Origin of the sequence: Streptococcus sp. HMSC074F05 (assembly GCF_001808725.1) — a bacterium.
GTDB lineage: Bacteria > Bacillota > Bacilli > Lactobacillales > Streptococcaceae > Streptococcus > Streptococcus parasanguinis_I.
In genome coordinates this window covers 82,898-106,842 of the sequence record NZ_KV794401.1, presented here as the reverse complement: position 1 = coordinate 106,842, position 23,945 = coordinate 82,898, and the positions used below count along the sequence as shown (strand labels likewise).

At 45.1% G+C, this 23,945-nt stretch carries 21 protein-coding genes and 1 pseudogene; 2 read left to right on the top strand and 20 right to left on the bottom strand.

The window, feature by feature from the left end:
* Window positions 1-10 precede the first annotated feature (10 nt).
* The 3 genes from rplC to tgt all read right to left on the bottom strand — a co-directional run bounded on the left by rplC (window position 11) and on the right by tgt (window position 2,603).
* Window positions 11-637 carry a 50S ribosomal protein L3 gene (gene rplC, locus HMPREF2685_RS00615; protein WP_003010846.1) on the bottom strand — a complete coding sequence of 209 codons (627 nt, stop codon included), beginning with the start codon at window positions 635-637 and terminating at the stop codon, window positions 11-13.
* Window positions 638-718: 81 nt separating this feature from the next.
* On the bottom strand, window positions 719-1,027 hold the full coding sequence (gene rpsJ, locus HMPREF2685_RS00610; protein ID WP_003009585.1) for a 30S ribosomal protein S10: 309 nt from the start codon (window positions 1,025-1,027) through the stop codon (window positions 719-721).
* Between the two features lie 433 nt (window positions 1,028-1,460).
* A complete protein-coding gene (gene tgt, locus HMPREF2685_RS00605) occupies window positions 1,461-2,603 on the bottom strand; it encodes a tRNA guanosine(34) transglycosylase Tgt (protein WP_003010858.1) in 1,143 nt (380 codons plus the stop codon).
* Window positions 2,604-2,753: 150 nt separating this feature from the next.
* Here tgt and HMPREF2685_RS00600 point away from each other — a divergent pair, with 150 nt between their 5' ends.
* Entirely contained in the window at window positions 2,754-3,623 is an 870-nt protein-coding gene (locus tag HMPREF2685_RS00600) for a DUF975 family protein (RefSeq protein ID WP_070464662.1), read from the top strand.
* A gap of 57 nt (window positions 3,624-3,680) precedes the next feature.
* Here the strand turns inward: HMPREF2685_RS00600 and HMPREF2685_RS00595 are convergent, their stop codons facing one another.
* The 16 genes and pseudogenes from HMPREF2685_RS00595 to hisS all read right to left on the bottom strand — a co-directional run bounded on the left by HMPREF2685_RS00595 (window position 3,681) and on the right by hisS (window position 21,498).
* A complete protein-coding gene (locus tag HMPREF2685_RS00595; RefSeq protein ID WP_061590682.1) occupies window positions 3,681-4,133 on the bottom strand; it encodes a CoA-binding protein in 453 nt (150 codons plus the stop codon).
* A gap of 134 nt (window positions 4,134-4,267) precedes the next feature.
* Window positions 4,268-6,913, bottom strand: a complete 2,646-nt coding sequence (gene polA / locus HMPREF2685_RS00590; RefSeq protein WP_070464658.1) for a DNA polymerase I — start codon at window positions 6,911-6,913, stop codon at window positions 4,268-4,270.
* A gap of 257 nt (window positions 6,914-7,170) precedes the next feature.
* Complete coding sequence (locus tag HMPREF2685_RS00585) at window positions 7,171-8,634, bottom strand: alpha-L-fucosidase (RefSeq protein ID WP_070464656.1); 1,464 nt, start codon at window positions 8,632-8,634, stop codon at window positions 7,171-7,173.
* 141 nt (window positions 8,635-8,775) lie between these two features.
* The gene (trpA, locus tag HMPREF2685_RS00580) at window positions 8,776-9,552 is read right to left on the bottom strand and encodes a tryptophan synthase subunit alpha (RefSeq protein WP_070464653.1); all 777 of its coding nucleotides are present in this window, start codon (window positions 9,550-9,552) and stop codon (window positions 8,776-8,778) included.
* A gap of 1 nt (window position 9,553) precedes the next feature.
* On the bottom strand, window positions 9,554-10,759 hold the full coding sequence (trpB, locus tag HMPREF2685_RS00575) for a tryptophan synthase subunit beta (protein WP_070464649.1): 1,206 nt from the start codon (window positions 10,757-10,759) through the stop codon (window positions 9,554-9,556).
* The gene (locus HMPREF2685_RS00570) at window positions 10,749-11,336 is read right to left on the bottom strand and encodes a phosphoribosylanthranilate isomerase (protein WP_049486596.1); all 588 of its coding nucleotides are present in this window, start codon (window positions 11,334-11,336) and stop codon (window positions 10,749-10,751) included. Before HMPREF2685_RS00570 ends, trpB begins: the two co-directional genes overlap by 11 nt.
* Complete coding sequence (trpC, locus tag HMPREF2685_RS00565) at window positions 11,323-12,090, bottom strand: indole-3-glycerol phosphate synthase TrpC (RefSeq protein ID WP_049486597.1); 768 nt, start codon at window positions 12,088-12,090, stop codon at window positions 11,323-11,325. The genes HMPREF2685_RS00570 and trpC overlap by 14 nt, the downstream gene beginning before the upstream one ends.
* Window positions 12,087-13,091: an anthranilate phosphoribosyltransferase gene (trpD, locus tag HMPREF2685_RS10775; protein ID WP_061604690.1), complete on the bottom strand. Its 1,005-nt coding sequence runs from the start codon at window positions 13,089-13,091 to the stop codon at window positions 12,087-12,089. The genes trpC and trpD overlap by 4 nt, the downstream gene beginning before the upstream one ends.
* Before the next feature lie 9 nt (window positions 13,092-13,100).
* Window positions 13,101-13,661 (bottom strand): annotated as a pseudogene (locus HMPREF2685_RS10770) (aminodeoxychorismate/anthranilate synthase component II); the annotation flags it as partial.
* Window positions 13,658-15,016, bottom strand: coding sequence for an anthranilate synthase component I (trpE, locus tag HMPREF2685_RS00555; protein WP_070464646.1), 1,359 nt, complete (start codon window positions 15,014-15,016; stop codon window positions 13,658-13,660). The pseudogene HMPREF2685_RS10770 and the gene trpE, both read right to left, overlap by 4 nt.
* A 501-nt stretch (window positions 15,017-15,517) precedes the next feature.
* Window positions 15,518-15,880, bottom strand: a complete 363-nt coding sequence (locus HMPREF2685_RS00550; protein ID WP_070464643.1) for a DUF1304 domain-containing protein — start codon at window positions 15,878-15,880, stop codon at window positions 15,518-15,520.
* A 15-nt stretch (window positions 15,881-15,895) separates the two neighbouring features.
* On the bottom strand, window positions 15,896-16,324 hold the full coding sequence (locus HMPREF2685_RS00545; RefSeq protein ID WP_003009542.1) for a MarR family winged helix-turn-helix transcriptional regulator: 429 nt from the start codon (window positions 16,322-16,324) through the stop codon (window positions 15,896-15,898).
* Window positions 16,325-16,592: 268 nt separating this feature from the next.
* Window positions 16,593-17,222 (bottom strand): HAD-IA family hydrolase, encoded by a 630-nt coding sequence (locus HMPREF2685_RS00540; RefSeq protein WP_070464640.1) that lies wholly within the window; start codon window positions 17,220-17,222, stop codon window positions 16,593-16,595.
* The gene (locus HMPREF2685_RS00535) at window positions 17,219-18,499 is read right to left on the bottom strand and encodes an MATE family efflux transporter (protein ID WP_070464639.1); all 1,281 of its coding nucleotides are present in this window, start codon (window positions 18,497-18,499) and stop codon (window positions 17,219-17,221) included. The genes HMPREF2685_RS00540 and HMPREF2685_RS00535 overlap by 4 nt, the downstream gene beginning before the upstream one ends.
* Window positions 18,500-18,549: 50 nt before the next feature.
* Window positions 18,550-20,034 (bottom strand): threonine synthase, encoded by a 1,485-nt coding sequence (gene thrC, locus HMPREF2685_RS00530; RefSeq protein ID WP_070464636.1) that lies wholly within the window; start codon window positions 20,032-20,034, stop codon window positions 18,550-18,552.
* A 180-nt stretch (window positions 20,035-20,214) separates the two neighbouring features.
* Window positions 20,215-21,498: a histidine--tRNA ligase gene (gene hisS, locus HMPREF2685_RS00525; protein ID WP_070464633.1), complete on the bottom strand. Its 1,284-nt coding sequence runs from the start codon at window positions 21,496-21,498 to the stop codon at window positions 20,215-20,217.
* 170 nt (window positions 21,499-21,668) lie between these two features.
* Here hisS and HMPREF2685_RS00520 point away from each other — a divergent pair, with 170 nt between their 5' ends.
* Complete coding sequence (locus tag HMPREF2685_RS00520) at window positions 21,669-22,010, top strand: metal-sulfur cluster assembly factor (protein WP_003010891.1); 342 nt, start codon at window positions 21,669-21,671, stop codon at window positions 22,008-22,010.
* 161 nt (window positions 22,011-22,171) lie between these two features.
* On the opposite strand, the gene HMPREF2685_RS00515 is transcribed toward HMPREF2685_RS00520, so the two are convergent.
* Window positions 22,172-23,446: a uracil-xanthine permease family protein gene (locus tag HMPREF2685_RS00515; RefSeq protein ID WP_003011521.1), complete on the bottom strand. Its 1,275-nt coding sequence runs from the start codon at window positions 23,444-23,446 to the stop codon at window positions 22,172-22,174.
* Window positions 23,447-23,945 lie beyond the last annotated feature (499 nt).

The window sequence follows — 23,945 nt, the reverse complement described above, 5'->3', positions numbered from 1 at the left end:
CCTTTCCTTATTATTTACCAGCTTTAACTGCTGACTTGATAGTGATAAGAGATTTCTTAGCACCTGGTACGTTCCCTTTGATAAGGATAACGTTCTTTTCTGGAACAACTTGTACAACTTCAAGGTTTTGAATTGTTACACGATCGCCACCCATGCGTCCTGCAAGGTTTTTACCTTTGAATACGCGGTTAGGTGCAACAGGTCCCATAGAACCTGGACGACGGTGGTAACGAGAACCGTGAGCCATAGGTCCACGTGATTGTCCGTGGCGTTTGATAACACCTTGGAAACCTTTACCTTTAGAAGTACCAGTTACATCAACAATGTCTCCAGCTTCGAAAGTGTCAACTGTGATTTCAGCACCAACTTCCAAGCCTTCAACGTTTTTGAATTCACGAATGAAGCGCTTAGGAGCCGTGTTAGCTTTTGCTACATGTCCTTTAGCAGGTTTGTTGCTCAATACTTCGCGTTTGTCATCGAAACCAACTTGGATAGCGTTGTAACCATCTGTTTCAACAGTTTTAACTTGAAGAACAACGTTTGGAGTTGCTTCGATAACTGTTACAGGGATCAATTCGCCAGCTTCAGTGAAGATTTGAGTCATTCCCACTTTTTTCCCTAAGATTCCTTTTGTCATGAGAAAATAGTTCCTTTTCTATAGTTTTTTATTCAAAAAGTTTTTAACGAGCGTTTTTTATGCTCTGGATCAAGCTTTAGATTAAAGTTTGATTTCTACGTTTACACCACTTGGAAGATCCAATTTCATCAAAGCGTCAACAGTTTTTTGAGTTGGGTTGATGATATCGATCAAACGTTTGTGTGTACGCATTTCGAATTGTTCGCGAGAATCTTTGTATTTGTGAGTCGCACGAATGATTGTGTAGAGGCTACGCTCAGTTGGAAGTGGGATTGGACCCGCAACTTGTGCACCTGTACGAGTAGCTGATTCTACGATTTTTGCAGCCGCTGTGTCGAGTGTACGGTGTTCGTACGCTTTCAAACGGATGCGGATTTTTTTGTTTGCCATCTTTTTCTCCTTTTCGTCTATTTAAGATAATAGGCTAGCTCCACAAGAAAACCGACGCGTGTTGCGTGGCAATGCAACCGAGCGTGTCGCAACCTCTTGCATCAAAGCTAATAGCTGTTTTTTCACAGCACCATAGTAGTTTAACACAAACAAAGGCCCAATGCAAGGGATTTGAGAAGATTTTTTTCGTTTTTTTGATGAAAGTGTTTTCGAAAGAAATAGAGTGCTAAAAAAGTTGCTATTATATAGGAAAAAGGGAGCGAGACAGAACAAATTTATATCCAATTTGTTCGTCGTCTCGCCCCCGCACAGTTGATTAGGTTATCTTTGGAGCTTAACATGCGAACAAAGATACCAATCAACCACTGCGTCTAGCAGTTATTCCTATTATTCTCAGATGGCTGTCGTCTTTTTTCTTCCTTTTTATCTATTTCTAGAAATTCCGTCCTGATTTGTTATAGCCATATTTTTCGACGAAATGCTCGCGGAATTCTAAGAGATTGTCATCCATGATGGCTTGACGGACCTGCTTCATGAGGTTGATCAAGAAATAGAGGTTGTGGTAGCTTGTCAAGCGAATGCCGAAGGTCTCATCTGCCTTGAGGAGGTGGCGAAGGTAAGCTCGGGTATAGTTCTTACAAGTGTAGCAATCACATTCGGGATCTAGCGGTGTAAAGTCTTCTGCAAATTGCGCATTTTTCACCACCAGACGTCCTTGACTAGTCATACAGGTACCATTTCGCGCAATCCGCGTCGGCAAGACACAGTCAAACATGTCTACTCCACGAATAACGCCATCGATCAGACTGTCTGGAGCTCCTACTCCCATGAGATAGCGCGGCTTGTTCTCTGGTAAGAGCGGCGTTGTGAAATCCAGCACCGCATTCATCTCTTCATGGCTTTCCCCAACAGCTAAGCCACCGATGGAATAGCCTGGGAAGTCCATGCTGACCAGATCTTGAGCAGACTGACGGCGCAAGTCTTCAAATCCAGCCCCTTGGACAATCCCGAAAAGACCTTGATCATGAGGGCGACGGTGAGCCTTCAGGCCGCGTTCTGCCCAACGACTGGTCCGTTCGATCGATTTTTTCACATAATCATAGGGCTGATAGAACTGAGGACATTCATCAAAGGACATCATGATGTCGCTTCCTAGATTGTTTTGGATGGAGATGGCCTTTTCTGGAGAGAGGAACATCTTCGAGCCGTTGAGGTGATTTTTAAAAGTTACTCCTTCTTCGGTGATATTGCGGGTATCCGCTAGTGAATAGACCTGGAAGCCTCCACTATCTGTCAAAATTGGCTGGTCCCAGTTCATGAACTGGTGCAGTCCTCCTGCTTTTGCGACCAAGTCGTCCCCCGGACGAAGCCAGAGATGGTAGGTGTTGGCCAAGATAATGCCGGAACCCATTTCCTTGAGTTCTTCTGGCGATTGGGTCTTAACGGTTGCCTGAGTCCCTACAGGCATAAACATTGGGGTTGGGAAGGTCCCGTGAGGGGTGATAATTTCTCCCAGACGAGCTCCTGTATGCTTTTCTTTTTTGATTAATCGATATTGAATCGGTGAATCTGTCATGGTTACCTCCGTACTGGGAAAAACAGTCCCAGCCTTCTTATTCCTGTCACAGTTTTCCTGTGAGCACCTGTACGATTGTACCAAATTTTACCAGCTCTGTCACGGACTTATGTTATAATAAAAAGTACTACTATGAAGAGAGTGTCATCTATGAACCTTAAACTGATTCGCCTCCGGGCACGCACCATGCAAGTCCAGCAACCGGGCTTAGCTATCCTTTTTGCTCTTCCGGTCCTGTTGACCATTCTTGCTAACTTTCTCTTAAGTGGGCAAGATCTGGTCGATCTACTACCGGATATGACCTTGCAGCAAGCAAGTATTTACATGATCCAGCGACAGCTCTTTCCTTCCGTCGTCTCCTTTGTCATCTCCATTTTAGTGGTCGGTGCGACTTTTAGCTATTTAGATACGATTAATCCCAAGATTGAACACCGAACACGCGTCTTAGATATCTTTAAACAAGATCGCTTTACCTCTGTATTTGCCACCTTGATTTTGAAGCAAGCCGTCCTCTTTTTATGGGGACTCATCCTCTATGTGGGGAGTCTCATCAGCACCTACGCCAGCATTCGATTTTTGGCGATCTACGATAAGGTGAGCAACCCTAGCACTCTGAGTGCTTCCAGTCCTGAATTCCAATCTCTCATGCAACAAATGCCTCTGATGACTGCTGGTGTCATACTTGGCCTGATTGGCCTCCTCTTTTATCTGCCACAATACTACAGTCTCAGCCTGGTCGAATTGATCCTCTACGAGCAATTACGAGACGGCAACTACAAGGGAGCCTTTGGAGTCCTTCGCCAAAGTCGTGAAACCATGAAAGGGTTCCGCAGCAATCGCTTGGTGCTCGATCTAACCTTGATTGGTTGGTACTTCTTGAATTACTTCACGCGCGATGTCATCGGCTTTTATACCATGCCTTACTTTATCAACTGCCAAATTGCATTTTATGATCAAATCAAGCAGATTAAACAAGGGCCGCGCCATTTTACAGGCCATCCAAACCATGAAACTGAATAAGAGTAAGAAGAAAACCCCAGCAAGCTGGGGTTTTCTTCTATATCAATTGTTTATCATTTATAAACCGTATAGGGAGTCTCCTAAGATCAGTCGGGTGTGTTCCCGTTTGATACAGCGGTTCATGACGATATCTTCTCGTCCAGCTCCACGAAGGATTTCTTCTGCTTCTTGATTTTCCAGCTCCAATTGTGCCCAGAAAATTTTCGCATCCGTCTCAATAAAATCACGTGCCACATCTGGTAAAAACTCACTGCGACGGTATACATCGACGATATCTACTGGGAAAGGAATCTCCTGCAAGCTAGCATACACCGTTTCTCCAAGGATTTGCCCTCTAGCTGCGCGGGGGTTGACAGGAATAATCCGATAGCCCCGCTCTTGCATCTCCTTGCTGACACGATGACTGGTCGTATCTTCACGATCAGATAATCCAACTACAGCGATGATCTTGCTGGTTTCTAGGTAATGTTTGATAATGCCATCACTAGGATTGCGAAATGAATAAGCCATAAGAATCTCCTTTTGTATGCGTTTCCTTTCTTTAAATAGTATAACAATACGGAAGGCATTGCAAGTGTTTGTCGTTAAAAGCGGTAGGAAACTGAAAAGTCTCCTACCACTTTCTGTTTTGGACAAACTCAATCTTATTTGGCTTCATACCATGTTTTGCCTTCATTTTCATCAGCTTCCAGTGGTACTGCAAGTTCGATAGCGGATTCCATGGTCTCTTTGACGAGTTCTTTGATCGCTGCCAGTTCATCACTTGGTACTTGCAGAACGATTTCATCGTGGACCTGAAGGAGCATCTTGGTCTTGTATGATCCTGCTTCTAGCGCTTGGTCCAAGTGGATCATAGCAATTTTCAAGATGTCTGCTGCCGATCCTTGGATCGGTGAGTTGATAGCTGTCCGCTCCGCAAAGCCTCGAACATTGAAGTTGCGAGAATTGATATCTGGAATCTCCCGACGACGCTTGAAGAGGGTCTCCACATAGCCTTTGTCACGCGCTTCCCGCACCACTCTCTCCATATAATCCTTGATGCCAGGGTAGCGTTCGAAGTAGGTCTCAATGTAAGCCTTGGCTTCTTTTCGACTGATCCCCAGGTTATTAGACAGTCCAAAGTCGGAAATTCCATAAACCACACCGAAGTTTACTGCTTTTGCATTGCGACGGTCGTTCGGCGTCACGTCTTCTGGTTTTTCAATATTGAAGACGCGCATAGCAGTCGATGTATGGATATCTGCCCCATGTTTAAAGGCATCAATCAAATGCTCATCTCCCGAAATATGAGCCAAGACGCGCAATTCGATCTGTGAATAGTCCGAACTGAGCAAGACACTGTTTTCCTCTTCTGGGACAAAGGCTTTACGAATGAGACGACCTTGTTCCAAACGGACAGGAATGTTTTGCAGGTTGGGATCCACGCTGGACAAACGGCCTGTCTGCGTCAAATCCTGTACATAGCGGGTATGGATCTTCCCATCTTCCAAAATCCAATCTTGAAGACCGATGACATAGGTCGACTGGATCTTAGCAATTTGGCGGTATTCAAGAATCTTAGACACGATCGGTGCGATAGGAGCCAGGCGTTCCAAGACATCAACGGCTGTGGAATAGCCGGTTTTAGTCTTCTTAGTATATTCAAGAGGGAGTTCCAATTTTTCAAAGAGGATGACGCCCAATTGTTTTGGAGAATTGATATTAAACTCTTCTCCTGCAAGCTCGTAGATTTCTTGAGTCAAGCGCTCCAAGACCACTTCGTTTTCTACTTGCATGTCTTCTAGGGTCTGGCGCTCTACCTTGATCCCCGCGATTTCCATTTTGGCCAAAACAGCTGCTAGTGGTTGCTCCATATCATAGAGCAGATCTAGTTGGTCGTGAGCTTTTAGTTGCTCCGTCATAGGCTCTTCTGTGTCTAGTAAAACAGCGACTTTTCGTGCCAAATGCTCTAATAGGACCGACTTTTCTGGAATGACTTTTTTGGCTCCCTTGCCATAAACAACTTCGTCCAGCGGCAGCGCAATCTGACTATAGAGACTCGCAATGGTTGAAATTTCATTGTCCTCTACGGTCGACAAGAGATACTTGGCCAATCGACTGTCAAACGCGGGATTTTGAAGGGTAATACCCAAGTGGCTGAGCAAGACCTTGCCCCGTTTGAAGTCATAGACCTTGAGGGGCGTTTTTTCGAGAAATTCTTTGAAAATCGGTGTTTGTAAAAGACCAGTATCTGTACTCACGTAGAGCTGACCTTTGGTCCCCCATGCGAAGCCGATGATGGGTTCCGTATGGTAATTGTCCCCAAAAATCTCAAAATGGAAGAAACTATCTTCCGTGAGCATATCTGAAGTGACCTGCTCGACTTCTGTATAGTCAATAGCTACAGGAGCGACTTCTTCTCCACTGAGATCCAAGGCCTGACGGAGTTGCTTGAAGCCCATCTCCTCATAAAACTTGGCGAGATTTTCTAGATGAGGACCCGTATAGGTGATATCGTCCAGCCCAATTTCAATGGGCGCATTGGTATCGATGGTCGCCAAAGTCTTAGACAGATAGGCCTGCTCCTTGTCGTTGATGAGGTTTTCCTTCATCTTAGAAGCCTTCATCTCATCGATATGCTCGTAAATGCCATCGAGAGAGCCGTACTCTAGGAGTAGTTTGATCCCTGTCTTTTCTCCGATCTTAGTCACACCTGGGATATTATCCGATTTATCTCCCATTAAGGCCTTGAGGTCGATAAACTGCTCGGGTGTCAGTCCCATCTTTTCTTTGAGATAGGCTGGAGTGAATTCTTCAAACTCTGCTACCCCTTTTTTGGAGATTTCCACCACCGTATTGTCATCTGTCAGCTGGATCAAATCCTTGTCCCCAGAGACAATGGTCACATCAAATGGCACCGAGCTAGTTTCTGCCATCTTATCTAGCGTTCCAATAAGATCATCCGCTTCATACTGGGCCAGCTCATAATGACGGATTCCCAAATGATCTAATTGCTCACGAATGAAAGGAAACTGCTCACGGAACTCATCTGGAGTTTTTGCACGGCCCCCTTTGTAGTCGGCATACATCTCCGTCCGAAAAGTCGTCTTTCCTGCATCAAAAGCAACGAGGACATGGGTCGGTTGGATGCGCTCCAATAGATGGCTCAACATGAGGTTAAAGCCATAGACCGCATTGGTATGCAGACCATTGGCATTTTTGAAGCGATCAATTTGATTGTAAAGTGCGAAAAAGGCACGAAAAGCGACGGAAGACCCGTCGATGAGTAGTAATTTATTCTTTTTTTCCATAGGCTTATTATACCACGAATCACAAGGTCTCTGGTACATAAAAACTCTACCCTTTCGGGTAGAGCCTTCTTTAGGAGTTTCTTATGAAAAATGAAGAGAAGTGTTTATTCGCCGTAACAAGAACCTTGTTGTGGCAATTTCTTAAAGCGTTTTGGATAATTGACTGAGATTTTCATTTTCTGTACCTCATTTCTTATTGGATGAGCACAGTATACTAGAGAAACCTAAACGATTCCTTATAGAAAGCTTCAAGAAAACTAAAAGCTGATGCGCAAAACACGCGGTTGTTTTTTGCTGCAAGCTGGTAACTGAAGATGGAGGCCTGCCTCATCTTGGCTCCAAGAAAGGGGCTGGCTTTCTCCAAGGAGCTCTAGCTTTTGAATGCGCGCATGAAGGATTCTCGGTTGCTTGAGGTCATAGGCGAGAGACGGCAAGGTCAACTCTTCCGTCCTTCCACTTGGTTCCAGCTGGATAGCATAAAGAAAGCCATCACGCATGGTATAGCGGAAATCTCGGCTGGTATAGAGTGGCGCTTGCCCGTCTGAGAAGGAACCTTCCCGGGCCTCGGTCGGTCCGTCTGATGACACCCGCCAAGGCCGACTCTGATAAATGGCTTCTCCATTTACCTCCAGCCAGTCCCCAATCTCTGTGAGGATGTCTTGGTCTTGCTCAGGGATCGTGCCATCTGCCTTGGGTCCAATATTGAGCAGAAGATTGCCATTTTTGGCCACAACATCAACTAAATTTTGTAGCAATTCCTTACTGGTCTTGTAGGCTAGATCCTGGGTATAACACCAAGAATTACGGGCAATTGCGGTATCCATTTGCCACGGAAAGGCTTGCGTCTCTCCGTAGCCTCCCCGCTCCATCTCAACGATTCCTGAACCGAAAGGGAGGGCATCCTGTTTGTAACAAACAGCCACCTTGCGATCCTCTTGTGCTGCTAGATTGTAATAATAAGCCAAAAAGCGCATCAAGTAGGGACGGAAACTCTCATGCTGGATCCACCAGTCAAAATATAGGAGCTCTGGTTGGTAGTCCCGCACCAGTTCACAGGTTCGCAACAGCCAATCTTCCAAGAATTCTTTGCTTGGATAAGGCTTAGAAGTCAGATCAAAATGATCCTTGGGCTCTGGCTCCGCTGGCCAATAAAGACTGTTTCTTGGGACTTCTTGCGAAATGTCACTAGTGAATTCCTTGCCATGTGAAAAGAAAAACTGGTGTTCTGCCCGGTGAGAAGACGTACAGAAGTGCAGGCCACGTTTTTCTGCTTCCTCCCTCAGCTCTCCTAAGACATCTCGTCTCGGCCCCATTTCTAAGCTATTATAAGGCGAGAGAGTAGAGGCATACATCTGAAAACCATCGTGGTGCTCCGCAACTGGAAAAAGATACTGAGCTCCCGCTTTTTGAAAGAGATCTAGCCAAGATGCCGGATCAAATTGATCGGCTGTAAAAAGAGGAATGAGATCCTTGTAGCCCAAGCTAGCCTGGTCTCCAAAATGCTCTCGATGATAGTCATAGCAAGGGTTCCCTTGGATATACATATTTCGCGAATACCATTCCGAACCAAAGGCAGGCACACTGTAGACGCCCCAGTGGATAAACATTCCAAATTTGGCATCTCGATACCAATCTGGACAGACTTGATGGCTAAGAGAGTCCCAGGTTGGTTCAAAAGGACCTGACTGGATGACTTGATCAATCTCTTCAAGGCTTATCATTCTCTTCTCCTCTTTTCTTGTTACTACCTCTATTGTAACGAGAAAGCCTCGTTTGTAAAGACAAACGAGGGGAATGTTTAAAATAGTAGACAAAGAGCTTGATCTAGGAGAATCAAGCTGATGATGAATGAAATGAAGCTTCTAGCCCTTCACTGCTTGAGAAATAAAACGAGCGATGGCGTCTGTCTCCCCTTGGTGGATAGCTTTAACAATTTTGGACCCCACAATAACTCCATCTGAGACCTTGTTGAAACGGTGAACATCCTCCATGCTGGAAACTCCAAAACCTGTTAAAACAGGAATGGACGCTATTTCGTGTAATTGGGCCAAGTGGTGATCCAAATCATCTCGATAGCTACCAGCTTTCCCCGTCACCCCATTGACAGCAACGGCATAGATAAATCCTTCTGCATCTTGGATCAATTTCTTCTGGCGCTCGATTCCTGTGGTTAAGCTCACTAGCGGCACCAAAGCGATGTCTTTATCCGCTAATAGAGGTTCTACCAGATCCGCATGTTCATGAGGAAGATCCGGAATAATCACTCCCTTGACCGCTGTTCCTTCTACATCTCTAAAGAAGTTTTCGAGCCCATATTGGAACAAGGGGTTGAAATAGGTCATGATGACCAAAGGAACACTTGTCTCTAAGCGCTGGATCGTTTGCACCAGACCCTCTGTCGTCGTCCCATGGGCTAAACTGCGTAATCCTGCCTCTTCAATCACAGGGCCATCTGCCACCGGATCCGAAAAAGGAATGCCAACCTCAATAGCTGAGACACCAAGCTCCTCCAAAAATTGGATGGTTTCCTGCAAACCTGCCAAGCCTTTTTCATGATCTCCTGCCATGATATAAGGAACAAAGATCCCTTGCTGCTGGTCTTTCAGCTTTTGTAAATGCTCTGTTAAGGTCTTTCCCATCTTACTCTCCTCTCTCTTGTTCTAGGCGGTCTTTGACTTGTACCACATCTTTGTCCCCACGTCCTGATAAGCAAACGATCATAGATTTTTCAGGCCCCATTTCCTTGGCCAACTTCACCGCATAGGCGATAGCATGGCTCGATTCCAGAGCTGGAATGATTCCTTCTACTTTCGAAAGCAATTGAAAGGCTTCTAGGGCTTCTTGGTCTGTCACAGGCACATAGGTTGCCCGCTTGATTTCATGGAAATAAGAATGCTCTGGCCCAATCCCAGGGTAATCGAGACCTGCCGAAATCGAGAAGGCTTCTAAAATCTGTCCATGGGCATCCTGTAACACATCCATCAATGCGCCGTGAAGGACTCCGGGACGCCCCTTGGTCAAGGTTGCTGCATGCTGGTCTGTATCTACTCCAAGGCCAGCAGCTTCCGCCCCATACATGGCAACAGATGTATCCTCAACAAAAGGATAAAAGAGCCCAATAGCGTTCGATCCGCCTCCTACACAGGCTAGGACGGCATCTGGCAACGCACCATCATTTTGCTCTGCAAATTGGCGTTTGGCTTCTCGACCGATGACACTTTGAAAATCACGGACAATTTCTGGGAATGGATGAGGTCCTAGAGCAGAACCCATGATATAGTGGGTATCCTCCACATTTGCTACCCAGGCTCTAAGGGCAGCATTGACCGCATCCTTGAGAACACGTGAACCATCTGTTACTGATCGAACCTTGGCGCCCAACAATTCCATCCGAAAGACATTAAGTGCTTGGCGTTTGACATCTTCTTCCCCCATGTAGATGGTACATTCCATATCAAATAAAGCAGCAGCCGTTGCCGTTGCAACACCGTGCTGACCAGCCCCTGTTTCTGCGATGATCTTCTTTTTGCCCATCCGATGTGCCAATAAAACTTGTCCTAGGGCATTATTAATTTTATGAGCCCCTGTGTGGTTGAGGTCTTCTCTTTTAAGAAAGATCTTGGCTCCACCGACATACTTGGTAAGATTTTTAGCATAATAGAGCGGTGTTTCCCGACCGACATATTGTTTCAGAAGCTGATCCAATTCTGCTTGAAAAGAAGGATCTGCTTGACTTTCTCTGTAGGCTTCTTCTAATTCTAAAACTGCTGTCATCAAGGTTTCAGGGACAAATCGTCCCCCGAACCGCCCGTAAAATCCGTTTTTATCTGGTTGTTTATATGCCATGCTTGACCCTTTCTATAAATCGTTTTATCTTTTCTTGATCTTTTATTCCATTTGTCTCGACCCCACTGGATACATCCACCGCATAAGGATGAAAGAAGCGAATAGCATCTGCTACATTATCTACCGTCAAGCCTCCTGCAATAAAGAAGGGCTTTGTAACGTTTTGACTTTCGAGTTCTTGCCAGTTAAAAGTCTCTCCACTTCCTGCTACAGGAGCATCAAAGAGCAGATAATCGGCACTGGTCTCAGGAAGAGCTGCATCTTTCCCCACTTGAACAGCGCGAATCGTTTGTTGGGGAAGGTCCTGCAAGATGGTTTCATCCATCGGCCCATGCACTTGTATCAGGTCCAAGCCCACAACTTGGCAAGCTTGCTCCACTTCTTCTCTTTGTGGCGATACAAAAACACCGACTTTTTGAACCCCCTCTGGAATCCCTGTAGCCAACTGCCGGGCTTGCTCCAGTGTTACTTGCCGTTTGCTTGGTGCAAAGACAAAACCAATGTAGTCCGCACCAGCTTCAACAGCTGTCTGGACAGCTTCTGGAGTGGACAGCCCGCAAATTTTAACCTTTGTCAATCTGCAACTCCTTTACTTTTTCAGCCACATTGTCTGCCTTCATGAGGGCTGTCCCAACGAGAATGCCATTAAAATAAGGAGCCAGCATGCGCGCGTCTGCTGCTGTGAAAATAGCAGACTCAGTGATGTAAACCGGTTCTTGTTCAAAACTGGTCGCCAATTCAAGGCTAGTATGGAGGTCTGTCTCAAAGGTCACCAAGTTGCGATTATTGACCCCGATGATCTGAGCCCCAATCCGGTGAGCGACCTCTAGTTCTGTCAGATTATGGGTCTCCACCAAGACCTCCAGGCCAAGATGGGTCGCAAACTCATAGAGCTCTTTCAGACGAGTCTCTGATAAGGCTGCAACAATCAACAAGATCACAGTCGCCCCTGCGTTTCGCGCCCGAATTATTTGCTTTTCATCCACAATGAAATCTTTGTTGAGGGTGGGAATGCGCACCTGACTAGATATTTCCCGGAGATACTCGATACTGCCCTTGAAAAACACTTCATCGGTCAAGACAGAAATCATCACGGCCCCATTTTCTTCGTAAGTCTTAGCCTGCGCGACGATATCCACATCGACATGAATATCTCCCAGACTCGGGCTAGCCTTTTTCACTTCCGCAATGACCTGAAGCTTTTCTGGATGACTCTTTAGGTAATCATACAGGCGGTAGGTCTCGCGCAAAGGTTGGAGCTCCTCTTCTTTCATCGCAGCCACTTCACGCGCCTTTTCCTTTAGAATCTTTGGCAAGAATTCTTGACTCATTTTTGATACTCCTGTAATAATCTCAATTTCTCAAGGGCAGCCCCACTGGCAATCACTTCACGTGCCAAGGCAATTCCCTCCTTGATAGAATCTACCTTGCCGTTGGCATAAAAACCAAGGCCTGCATTTAAGACCGTCACCTCTAAGAAGGGACTCGCTTCATTCTTCAAGACACTGAGCAAAATTTCCGCATTGCGTTTGGCGTCTCCACCTCGTACTTGATCAATTTCGATGCGCTCCATTCCGATATCTTCTGGTTGAAAGCTGGATAAGGTAACTTGTCCATTTTCCAGAATAGCGAGCTGGGTTTCTCCATCAAGGCCTGCCTCATCCAAACCTTGTGGACCACTCACCACCACTGCGCGTTTCCTTCCCAAATTCTTTAGAATCTCCGCCGTACTTTCCAGCATATCTGGACGACTGGTTCCCAATAGCTGGGTTTCTAGAGGAATCGGATTGATAAGAGGACCGGTTAAGTTCATCACCGTTGGAACCCCTAGCGCCAAGCGAGCGGGCATAATATAGCGCATGCCAGGATGCAGATTTTTGGCAAATAGGAAGACAATTCCCGCCTTTTCAAACACTCGTCCCAAGTCTTCTGGACCCAAATCAAGGTTAATTCCTAGAGCTTCTAGTACATCCGCAGAACCGGATTTAGAAGAGATCGAACGATTTCCGTGTTTCGCCATCTTGATGCCACCACCAGCAAGGACGAAGGCAGCTGTTGTTGAAATGTTGAAACTATAAGAACGATCGCCCCCAGTTCCACAATTGTCCATCGCTCCTTGAACTTCTGTAGGAATAGCGACTGCATAAGCCTGCATCACTTTTGCAATAGCCGTCCGCTCTTCAACCGTTTCTCCCTTCATTTTGAGACCTAGAAGAAGGGCCGTCACCTGGGCTTCTGAAGCACGACCAGCAACGACTTCCTCCATAGCAGCTTCTAACTCTGCACTGGTTAGATCCATTCCTTCCGCCACTTTTGCAAGCACTTGTTTCATCTTCCGCTCCTTGACTAGTTTGACAAAATTTTCGATGGTCTTGAGCCCATCTGGCGTCCCGATACTTTCTGGATGGTATTGAAAACCATAAATCGGTAAGCTGCGGTGTTGAATTCCCATAATGGCTTGATCATCCGTCGTCCGAGAGGTAATGACAAAATCCTCTGGCATGTCTTCAATCGTCAGCGAATGATAGCGCATGACTGGGACTTCTTTTGCGACACCCGCGTATAGCGGAGATGGAGCTTCTAGCTGGATCTGGCTTTGTTTGCCATGCATGACCTGTGGTGCCAATCCCAAGCGCCCTCCAAAAACTTCCGCAATCGCTTGATGCCCCAAGCAAATCCCCAAGATTGGTTTGATCCCCGCGAAATCTCGAATCATCTCCTCCATCTTGCCCGCATCCTTTGGCCAACCTGGACCTGGAGAAAAGACCAAGGCATCTGCTTCTTGGGCAACTTGGTACAAGTCCGGATCATCATTTCGAAGCACCTGGACCTCATCAAATTTTCCGATATACTGTGCTAAATTGTAGGTAAATGAATCGTAATTATCTACTAATAAAATCATCCTTCTTCTCCAATCCTTGTCATTGATTTTGCCTTATTGACGGTTTCTTGGTATTCATTTTCAGCGATCGAATCATAAACGATTCCTGCTCCGGCCTGCACATAAGCCTTCTTATTTTTGAGGATCATGGTTCGAATCGCAATAGCAAAATCGAGATCCCCCGTCACAGAGAGATAGCCAATAGCACCCGCATAGACGCCACGTTTCTCTTTTTCTGCCTCATAGATTCGCTTCATGGCTCGAATCTTGGGAGCACCAGAAACGGTCCCAGCTGGAAGAGTTGCCTTCAGAGCCTCAATAGAGGCTAGTCCAGGAAGCAATTGACCCTTGACCACACTCGTCAGGTGCATCACATAACGGAAGAACTCCACTTCCATATATTTAGTTACTTCAACCGACCCATTTTGAGCGATACGACCAATATCGTTTCGCCCTAGATCCACCAACATCTGGTGTTCTGCGACTTCTTTTGGATCCCCTGCCAAATCAGTTGCCAATTGCCGATCACTCTCTTCATCAATCCCTCTTGGTCGCGTGCCAGCAATGGGATTGGTTGTCACCACTCGATCCTTGACCGACACCAGACTTTCTGGACTAGCCCCGATAATTTGGTACTCCCCAAAATCATAAAAGTAGAGATAATTCGAAGGGTTGGTCACGCGCAAATTGCGGTAATAATCCAATGGTTTTCCTGAAAAATCAGCTGAAAAACGTTGACTGAGCACGCATTGAAACATATCTCCTTTTCGAATATAGTCCCGCGCTAGGGCTACCATTTCCTCAAACTCTTTTTGCTCCAAATGATTGTGGAAATGAAGCGCATGCAGATCCTTGTCCTGAAACTCTTCCTTTGCAGGTCTTGCCAATTGTGCTAACACTTGCTCCAAGCTCGACGCTTGCTCTGCTTCACTCCGTCCACTATAGAGGTTCTCTTCCACCACATAAACCTTTTCCTTTTTGTGATCAAAAATTACATAGCTTTCATATAAGAAAAAGTGAAGATCTGGTGTGCCAATCGTATCTTCAGGAATGGAACCAATGTTCTCATAGAGGCCAATCAAGTCATAGCCGACAAATCCAATCGCCCCACCGTTAAAAGGAAGCTCTTCAGAAGTTTTCGTTTTGACCGTGATGCGATTCAAAAAGTCCAAAGGATCCTCTTCAACAATTTGATCATTGTAATAGAGGACGCCATTTTCAAACTTGACTTCACTGACTGGCCGATAGGCTACAATTGAAAAACGCGCATTCTCTTTTTCACGAGGGATCGACTCCAAGATCATTTTATGGGGCGCATCCAAACGCATATAAGCCAAAATTGGACTCAACACATCAGCAGATAAAACTTTTTTCATATCAGAAACCTCTCTTCTAGAACTCTTTTTCTAATGAATCGTAACGTCGCTTGCTAAGGCGAGCAAGGGTATCCCATCGCTCTATTTTCGCTTTGGGATCTATGTGCCTAAGCGCTTCGCTTGCTAAGGCACATAGAAAAGCCCTCACACAAAAACTGTGTGAGGGCGTAGTGTCCGCGGTGCCACCTCTTTTATAGGGAAAAATAGCTGGTCTTTCCCTACATCTCTATCTCCTCTATCAAGGAGTTGCACGGTAAGGGGTGCCAACCGAATTCACATGGGTTAGAATTCATTAATCATAACAGTCCAATTTTCATCAGTCGCTATTGCTTGTTCACAATTCCCACAAGCTCCCTGGAAATAGCTGACTCATTACTTTTCTGTTGCTACCATTATAACCCTTTTTCTTCGAAAGTCAATAAAATTTTTAGTCTTTTTTTATACTTTTTTCTACACTTATTTAATACAATCAACTCAAAGTTCCCTATCGGCGCATCTTTTTTAACCCAAAAATAGGATACTTAACAAGGCCAAAATAGCAGGACCACCTTGGGTCAAGATAATCTTTTTATTGGCTGTCATCGCACCGTAGGCCGCAGCTCCAATAATAAAAAGCACAAAAATTGTAACAACTTCACTATTTTTAGAGACAAACAATCCATACAAGAGGAAGGCACCAATCAAGGCATTGTATATCCCTTGATTCTTAAATAAAGAGGTCACAGATGGGCGAGCGAGTTCTTCTTTATCCATGTTGAAAACCCGACTTGTGGTATCAGATGTGGTTCTGATGCTCTCCAAATAAAAAATATACAAATGCTCCAGTGCAGCAAGACTTGCTAAATTAATCGTCAGTAATGACATCGTAGATTCTCCTTTTTATTCAACTGTTATTTGTTCAATGCCAGATACTAATTTGTCCAGCAGGTAAGAAAATTGCTCTTGTTCTTGAGCAGTCAAAATCCGACTCATCTGTTCTTTCACTGCCACATGATGGCGAGGGGGATGTTTGACCAAACGATTATAGGCCGTATCCGTCAAATGAATTAAGATTTCCCGCTGGTTTTTTGGATTTCGACTCCGATGGACAAACCCTTCCTTTTCCAATATTTTAAAATGCCGGGTTAAAGCAGCTGGATCAATCTGCAAGCGTTCCTGAACCGCGATCTGATTGCAAGGCGCTTGTTCTAATAAATCCTGCAAAATTTGATAACGCGTTAAGCTAATCCCTAGGCGCTTTTCAAAGAGTTGCGTAGTTGATTGATCTGCCAAGCGTAGTTGGTAGAGCAAATCATTTATTTCTGCCATATTCCTTCTCCGTATTATTTTTGATAAATCAATAATTGACTAATCAATTATAAAATATTTCATATCCTCTTGCAAGGAAAAGAGCTTACACTATTCTTGCGCACAAAAAAAGCCGCCTGATTGGGCGACTCTTAGGGAGATTATTATGAAAAAGAAAAGTTTTAGGATTTTTCTAAACAAAGTTAGGAGGTCTTTGTTTATGCTTCTATTATAGCGGACATTTCTTAAAGAAAGCTTACGACTTTATTTCAAAATGAAAACAAATTCTTTACAGATTCTTTTCAGCGTTTAAAATAGCTGGAATATCTAATAAACTTTCCATCTGATGATTACCTTCATAGTCAGACGTCAAGAAATTGATACTCTGAATCTGGCTATTTCTTGCAAAGTCAATATCCAGACTCCGATCCCCAATATAGTAGGTATTTTCTGGCTCCAAGCCGTACTTCTCCATCAGATACATGGCAGCTTCTGGGTCAGGCTTGCGGGCAAAACCACTTTGACTGGTCAAAATCTCTGTAAAAAAAGATTCCAAACCCAAATCCCGTAGGATGACAAAGGCATTCTCTCCCTTATGGGTATAGACAAACTGCTCAATTCCAGCTTCTTGTCCCCAGGATAGGACATCACGCGCCCCATCCATCAGAAGGACCTGGGCATTTTTCTCTGCTAGACTTTCTGCTCGACGCTGATTTAAGTCCGTCACATCCAGATGATACTCTTCCGCCACGGCTACTAAAAGATCTTGAACCGAATGCTTCAAGATGTAGTCTTTAATGCTGGCTCGGTCAAATGGAAGCTGATAAGTTGCATAGGTCTCCTCAAGACCTGCCAGAATAGCATCATAGGAATCTAGCAAGGTCCCATCCAAATCCCAAATAAAGGCTTGTTTTGTCATTTTTTCTTCTCTCCTACTTTTCGTCTATATAGCTGACTCAAAAATAGCCAACGAAAGCCATTGTCGAGCAGTGTCCCCGTCCAGACCCCTGGAAGGCCAAAGCCAAGGGTTACTCCAAGCAGATAACCGGCTCCAATTCGAATGACCCACATACCAATCGTCGTTGCATAAAATGGAAGTTTCCCATTTCCCAAGCCTTGCCAAACAGCTGTATAGATGACCGTTCCTGCTGTAAACGGCGTTCCCAACAAAGAAAAGAGGACAACCGATAGACTAGCTTCTACCGCTTTTGTATCTTGTGTGTAGAGATGGGTCAGAAGGGTGCCCCCAAAAAAGATACTCAGAGCAATGGGCAACATCAACACAAAGGACAAGCAGTAAGACTGCTTTCGAAGGCGGTCAATCTGCTCAAGATCCCCTTCGCCTAGGCTCCGTGCTACGAGCATGACCGTCGCTGTGGCCACTCCAAACACAGGCATGTAGTTGAACTGGGTCAGGGTCTCTCCGATGGCATTTCCTGCGACTGCCTCGGTCCCAAAAGCAACCACGATCGCAATGATCACCACATCTCCAGCCCGCATCATCAGCCGCTCTCCGGCAGCTGGAAGTGCTAAGTTCAAGAGCTTACGATCCAATCCCCAACGAAGGGGGGCAAAGGGTAGCCGGACCTTTTGCCACAAGAGGACAACCCCAACCAGACGGGCCAGCACAGTCCCCAAGGCTGCTCCGACAATTCCCCAACCAAAAAGGAAAATGGCCACAGAGGAGAATAGAGCATTCAAAACATTGGTCAACAGGCTCACATACATAGGAAGACGTGGATTGTTGGCCACCCGAACCAAGGAGCCCAAGGTCGTCATCAAGCCTAAGAGAACTATGGTCCCGCCGACCAAGGAAAGGTAAATCCCCCCGCTTTCGGCTACTGCAGCTTCAGTCCCCAACAGCGAAATCATCTGGCGTCCAAATAACAGCGAAGCCCCTCCTAAGAGAGCACTCAACAACAAGGTCACCTTCAGTGACTCTGTCGCATGGTAGGCAATGTTGGCTTGATTTTTTTCACCCAAGCTTTTGGACATAACACTGGCAACTGCCGCACCCAGTGCCAAAAAGATGGCTTGATAGATGGTGATGATATTCCCTGCGACGGAAACACCTGAAATGGCAATCAAGCCCAGGTGAGCCACTAAATAAGAGTCCACCATACCCATCAGCATTTGTAAGAAATTTTCACCCATGGCAGGGAGGGCAATGTTTAAGATTTTTTTGTATGAATTCATGAGTATATAAAAGAGCCAAACGGCTCTTTTGATCTTTCTAATAGGGAGAATTACAGTCCCAAGTAGTCTTCTACTGCTGCTTGCATGTCTTTAGCAGCTACGCTTGTACGATGGCGAACCGGCGCAGTTTCAAGTCCATCTACGGCCGGTGGCACAGGAACACCTGAGAGGGTGTGTAATTTGGCCAAGGCTTCGAAATCGCCTAGACCTGTCTCGCCTGTCACCGCTTCTACTGCTACAACTGGGAATTTATAAGGACTTGCTGTAGAGGCAATGACTGTTTTAGCAGCATCTCCTGTTTGAGTCCGGTATTTTTGATAAACGGCTGATGCTACAGCTGTATGAGGGTCTTCGATGTAATCAGACGCTTCATAGACCCGCTTGATCTCTGCAGCAGTTTCTGCTTCATCTGCGTATGCAGCCGCAAACAAATCTAAGATATCTGCATCAAAGTCGGACAATTGGTATTGACCTGTTGCAACGAGGCTTTCCATCAACTCTTTGGTCTTTGTGGCATCATTGCCTACCAAGTGGAAGATCAAGCGTTCCAAGTTTGAAGAGACCAAGATATCCATCGATGGACTAGTGGTTACTTTGAAGCTGCGTTTCTTATCATAGACACGTGTTGTAAAGAAGTCTGTCAAGACATTGTTCTCGTTTGAGGCACAGATCAATTTTCCAACTGGAAGACCGATTTGTTTGGCATAGAAAGCTGCCAAGATATTTCCAAAGTTCCCTGTTGGAACGGTGAAGTTGACTTTTTCTCCCGCTGTGATTTGACCTGTCTTCACCAATTGCGCGTAGGCGTATACGTAATAAACAATTTGGGGCACCAAACGGCCGATATTCATGGAGTTGGCTGATGAGAATTGCATCTTGTTGGCTGCCAATTTTTCACGTAGTTCAACATCGTTGAACATATGTTTGACATTGGTTTGGGCATCGTCAAAGTTTCCATCGATCGCGATGACATGGGTATTGTCCCCAGTTTGAGTCGTCATTTGCAATTCTTGCACCTTGCTGACACCATCTTTTGGATAAAAGACAATGATCTCTGTTCCTGGAACATCAGCAAAACCTGCCATCGCAGCTTTTCCTGTATCTCCAGAAGTCGCCGTCAAGATGACAATTTTATTTTCCAGACCGTGCTTTTTAGCTGCTGTTGTCATAAAGTAAGGCAAGATCGACAAAGCCATATCTTTAAAGGCAATGGTGGAACCGTGGAAGAGCTCCAAGTTGTATTGCCCATCGAGTTTGACAAGAGGAGCAATAGCTGGGGTATCAAACTTGCTGTCATAAGCATGAGAAATACAGTAGTCCAACTCTTCTGCTGTAAAGTCGTCCAAAAAGGCTGACAAAACAAGCTTGGCCACTTCTTGGTAAGAAGCGTCTTTGAGGGTATCAAAATCCAGCTCTACTTGAGGATAAGAGACTGGAGTAAACAAACCGCCATCTGTCGCCAATCCTTGAAGGATGGCTTGACTAGCTGTTACAGTATTTTTTTCATCTCGTGTTGATTGATAAACTAATGTCATGACTGTTTCATTCCTTTACTAGTAGTCTTCTCATTATATCATAAATGTCAGAAAATTTAACGGCTTTTCGCCAAATCTTGGCAAAGGTCGGCAAACAGAAGCTAGATAAAAGAGAGCAGGCGCAACGACTTTGCTCCTACTCCCATGCGAATCTGTTTTTCAGGTGTCTGCAAGACTTGATCAAGCCAATCCCAACTCTGCTAAAACAGATGGGAAGTCTTTCTTCAAGGTTTCAAGAGCTACCGTTACTTCTTGACGAGTTTGGTTATTTTTCACAGTAACTTGACCGCTCTCAACTTCACTACTTCCTAAGGTAATCAAGGCTTTGGCCGCAAAGACATCTGCTGACTTAAATTGTGCCTTGAGCTTGCGTCCAAGGTAATCACGTTCTGCCTTGAAACCTTGGATTCGAAGGGCCTGAACCAAGCTAAGCGCTGCTTCATTGACCTCATCTCCTAGGACAGCGATATAGGCATCTAGGCCTGTTTCGATCGGTAATTCAATGCCTTTCTTTTCAAGAACGAGAAGGATCCGTTCCACACCGATACCAAATCCAAAACCAGCTGTCGCAGGGCCACCGAAGTATTCAACCAAACCATCATAGCGACCACCCGCACAAACTGTCAATTCATTGCCTTCAATTTCTGTAATGAACTCAAAAATCGTGTGGTTGTAGTAATCCAAGCCACGCACCATATTGGTATCGATGACATAGGCTACCCCCAAATCTTCCAACATCCGACGAACCGCATCAAAATGCGCTTGGCTTTCTTCATCAAGATAGTCTAGGATGGAAGGAGCCTGTTCAACCGCCGCCTTGTCTTCTTTTTCTTTTGAATCCAAGACACGAAGCGGATTTTCTTCTAAGCGACGTTGGCTGTCCTTAGACAATTGATCCTTCATTGGCAAGAGGTAATCAATCAAGGCTTGACGATAAGCCTGACGACTAGCAGGACTTCCCAAGGTGTTCAAGTGCAAGGTCACATTGTCAATCCCTAGTTCTTTCAGGAATTGCGCTGCCATGGCAATGGTTTCGACATCCGTTGCAGGATTGCTCGATCCAAAGCATTCTACCCCAATTTGGTGGAATTGACGCAAACGACCTGCTTGAGGACGTTCGTAGCGGAACATTGGGCCTATGTAATAGAACTTACTTGGTTTTTGTACCTCAGGCGCAAAGAGTTTATTTTCTACATACGAGCGGACAACAGGAGCTGTTCCTTCTGGACGAAGCGTGATATGACGGTCTCCCTTGTCATAGAAATCATACATTTCTTTGGTAACGATATCCGTCGTATCCCCTACTGAACGGCTGATGACTTCATAATGTTCGAAGATCGGTGTGCGGATTTCATCATAATTGTATCGCGCAAAGACCTTGCGTGCAAAGCCTTCTACATATTGCCATTTCGCTGAATCGCCAGGAAGGATATCCTGGGTCCCTTTTGGTTTTTGTAATTTCATAGCCTTCATCCTTTGTCTTACTTTTGCCTCTATTTTACCACAAATTCGAAGAGAAATGGAGACTGGACCGAATTTCCTTCGTTCGACACGTTCAAATCCTCTTTCTCTTCTTGCCTTATCAGCCGAATTATGAGAAAATGGAAGCCATACTACACTGAAAGGATCTTGCGATGAGAGAGGATATCAAAATCAATGACCGCGCCCTGGCACTAGAGAAGCCGTTAATCGAAAAATTGGAGCTTGTATTTGATACCGATGTTGAGTTAGATGTCTATAACCTAGGACTGATCTACGAGATCCATCTAGATGAAGCCGGCACTTGCAAGGTGGTTATGACCTTTACCGATACGGCTTGTAGCTGTGCTGAGAGCCTTCCGATCGAGATCGTCGCTCGCCTAAAAGAAATCGAGGGGATCGAAGATGTCAAGGTTGAAGTGACTTGGTCACCCGCTTGGAAAATTACACGAATCAGCCGATACGGGCGCATCGCCCTTGGCCTTCCACCACGATAATAAACATTACCTTTTTAAAAATGAAGTCAACTAATGAAGGAAGGCCTCTTTGGAAGTCCAATCCATCATAAAAAAACGAGGAACAAACTCTGCCATCAGAGTTTGTTCCTCGTTTTTTATAATGATTGAATCCATTCAAACTTTTTCACTACCAGAATGGACTAAGCCTCGTCAGCTTTTGGTTCTGGAAGGATTTGATACAACACAATTCCAAGAATTGTTGACGTTGCCACACCCGTGATTTGAAGACCACCGAGGTCAATCATCAAACCACCGATCCCTGATACCAAGATCACACTTGCAATCAAGAGATTCTTTTTATTATCAAAATCAATCTTATGTTCAACTAAAATTTTCAAACCACTAGCAGCGATAACCCCAAAGAGGGCAATAGACAAACCTCCCAATACAGGAGTTGGAATAGAGTGCAAGAGTGCTGATAGCTTCCCAATAAAGCTCATGACAACCGCAATCACTGCTGCGCCTGAAATAACGTAAACTGAGTAGACCTTACTAAGGGCCATAACCCCAATGTTTTCCCCATAAGAAGTTACTGGAGGAGCTCCAAAGAATCCAGCAATAATCTGTGCCAAGCCATCACCAGTAAGCGTATGGTCAAGCCCTGGATCCTTGAAGTAATCACGCTCAGTCAAACTATTTAAAACCATGAGGTGGCCAAAATGTTCCGTCATGGTCACAAAGGCAATCGGAGCCATGGTCAAAATCGCACTTGGATAGAGCTTAAAACTATAATCCACAAATGGAATGTCAAAGTTTGGAACTTGAATCCAATGCGCCGCACTTACCTCTGAGAAATTGACAAAACTATGTCCTGTCAGCAAACCAAGAGCCAATGAGAAAATATAGCCCACAATTAATCCAAGTAAAATTGGGACGACACCGACAATCTTCTTGCCATACATGTTAAAGAGGATAACCGCAAAGAGGGTCACCATCGAAATCAATAGAGCATAGCCGCTGTAGCTATTATTTAAGGTTGTCGCATCAGTGACGGCATTCTTCGCAAGACTCAAACCAATTACCATGATAATGGGACCAACCACGATTGGTGGAAGGACCTTATTAATCCAATCTTTACCCGCATGCTTAACAATCAGAGCTACAAACAAGTAGACCAAACCACCCGCCATGGCACCCTGGGCAACTGCCGCGATCCCATCTGACTTCATCAGCATTTGCATCGCTGCAATATAAGCAAAACTAGACCCCATGTAAGCAGGGATCTTATACTTGGTCACGGTCAAGTGAGCCAAGGTCCCCAAACCAGATGAGAACAAAGCAATGGCAGGATCAATCCCAACCAAAATCGGCACCAGCACTGTCGCCCCAAACATGGCAAACAAATGCTGGAAAGATAAACCAACCAATAAACCAGGTTTTGGCATATCATTCACATCATATTTAACGTCATTCACGATCGTAAAAACCTCCTAAAATTAAGATGCGACAAGCTATGGCTGAACAAAAACGTCTACCTTCGATGACCAAATCATAAGGATGCACTCCCTACTTCCATCATCGACGATTTCTTTTTTATCAAACCACTTTTCAACTATACAAAAAAATCCCCCACAACAAGGAGATACACAAAATATAGGCTGGTCTTCCCAGGCCTTTCATTTCCATAGCTCCTTGCCTGCCTCTCTGGACAGTATTAAAGGATTGATTCGATTAGTCACAATTATAGCAAATTATAGACGGATTTACAAGAAAAATGACAGATGATACACTCAAATCCCCAAAAAAGTAATATTCATACGATTCAGCGACAGGGTTAAAATTAGCGACTTTGAGCCAAAAAAGAGGCTGGGACAAAAGTCCTAGCCTCTCAATTGTTTTTGGATTGTCGAGCAAGACGCAGTGGTTGAGTGGGCTCTACTACGCTGATTTCATCAGCTTTTACAGCCCTACTCA

Bases quoted from the DNA above. Each gene is read 5' to 3' on its own strand.
- thrC (WP_070464636.1), bottom strand. From the start codon at position 20,034: ATGACATTAGTTTATCAATCAACACGAGATGAAAAAAATACTGTAACA.
- trpC (WP_049486597.1), bottom strand. From the start codon at position 12,090: ATGAGTCAAGAATTCTTGCCAAAGATTCTAAAGGAAAAGGCGCGTGAA.
- polA (WP_070464658.1), bottom strand. From the start codon at position 6,913: ATGGAAAAAAAGAATAAATTACTACTCATCGACGGGTCTTCCGTCGCT.
- trpB (WP_070464649.1), bottom strand. From the start codon at position 10,759: ATGGCATATAAACAACCAGATAAAAACGGATTTTACGGGCGGTTCGGG.
- HMPREF2685_RS00520 (WP_003010891.1), top strand. From the start codon at position 21,669: ATGAGAGAGGATATCAAAATCAATGACCGCGCCCTGGCACTAGAGAAG.
- HMPREF2685_RS00585 (WP_070464656.1), bottom strand. From the start codon at position 8,634: ATGATAAGCCTTGAAGAGATTGATCAAGTCATCCAGTCAGGTCCTTTT.
- HMPREF2685_RS00540 (WP_070464640.1), bottom strand. From the start codon at position 17,222: ATGACAAAACAAGCCTTTATTTGGGATTTGGATGGGACCTTGCTAGAT.
- HMPREF2685_RS00545 (WP_003009542.1), bottom strand. From the start codon at position 16,324: ATGGCAGAAATAAATGATTTGCTCTACCAACTACGCTTGGCAGATCAA.
- tgt (WP_003010858.1), bottom strand. From the start codon at position 2,603: ATGACAGATTCACCGATTCAATATCGATTAATCAAAAAAGAAAAGCAT.
- trpA (WP_070464653.1), bottom strand. From the start codon at position 9,552: ATGGGAAAGACCTTAACAGAGCATTTACAAAAGCTGAAAGACCAGCAG.
- rplC (WP_003010846.1), bottom strand. From the start codon at position 637: ATGACAAAAGGAATCTTAGGGAAAAAAGTGGGAATGACTCAAATCTTC.
- HMPREF2685_RS00535 (WP_070464639.1), bottom strand. From the start codon at position 18,499: ATGAATTCATACAAAAAAATCTTAAACATTGCCCTCCCTGCCATGGGT.
- HMPREF2685_RS00595 (WP_061590682.1), bottom strand. From the start codon at position 4,133: ATGGCTTATTCATTTCGCAATCCTAGTGATGGCATTATCAAACATTAC.
- HMPREF2685_RS00600 (WP_070464662.1), top strand. From the start codon at position 2,754: ATGAACCTTAAACTGATTCGCCTCCGGGCACGCACCATGCAAGTCCAG.
- trpD (WP_061604690.1), bottom strand. From the start codon at position 13,091: ATGAAACAAGTGCTTGCAAAAGTGGCGGAAGGAATGGATCTAACCAGT.
- rpsJ (WP_003009585.1), bottom strand. From the start codon at position 1,027: ATGGCAAACAAAAAAATCCGCATCCGTTTGAAAGCGTACGAACACCGT.
- hisS (WP_070464633.1), bottom strand. From the start codon at position 21,498: ATGAAATTACAAAAACCAAAAGGGACCCAGGATATCCTTCCTGGCGAT.
- HMPREF2685_RS00550 (WP_070464643.1), bottom strand. From the start codon at position 15,880: ATGTCATTACTGACGATTAATTTAGCAAGTCTTGCTGCACTGGAGCAT.
- trpE (WP_070464646.1), bottom strand. From the start codon at position 15,016: ATGAAAAAAGTTTTATCTGCTGATGTGTTGAGTCCAATTTTGGCTTAT.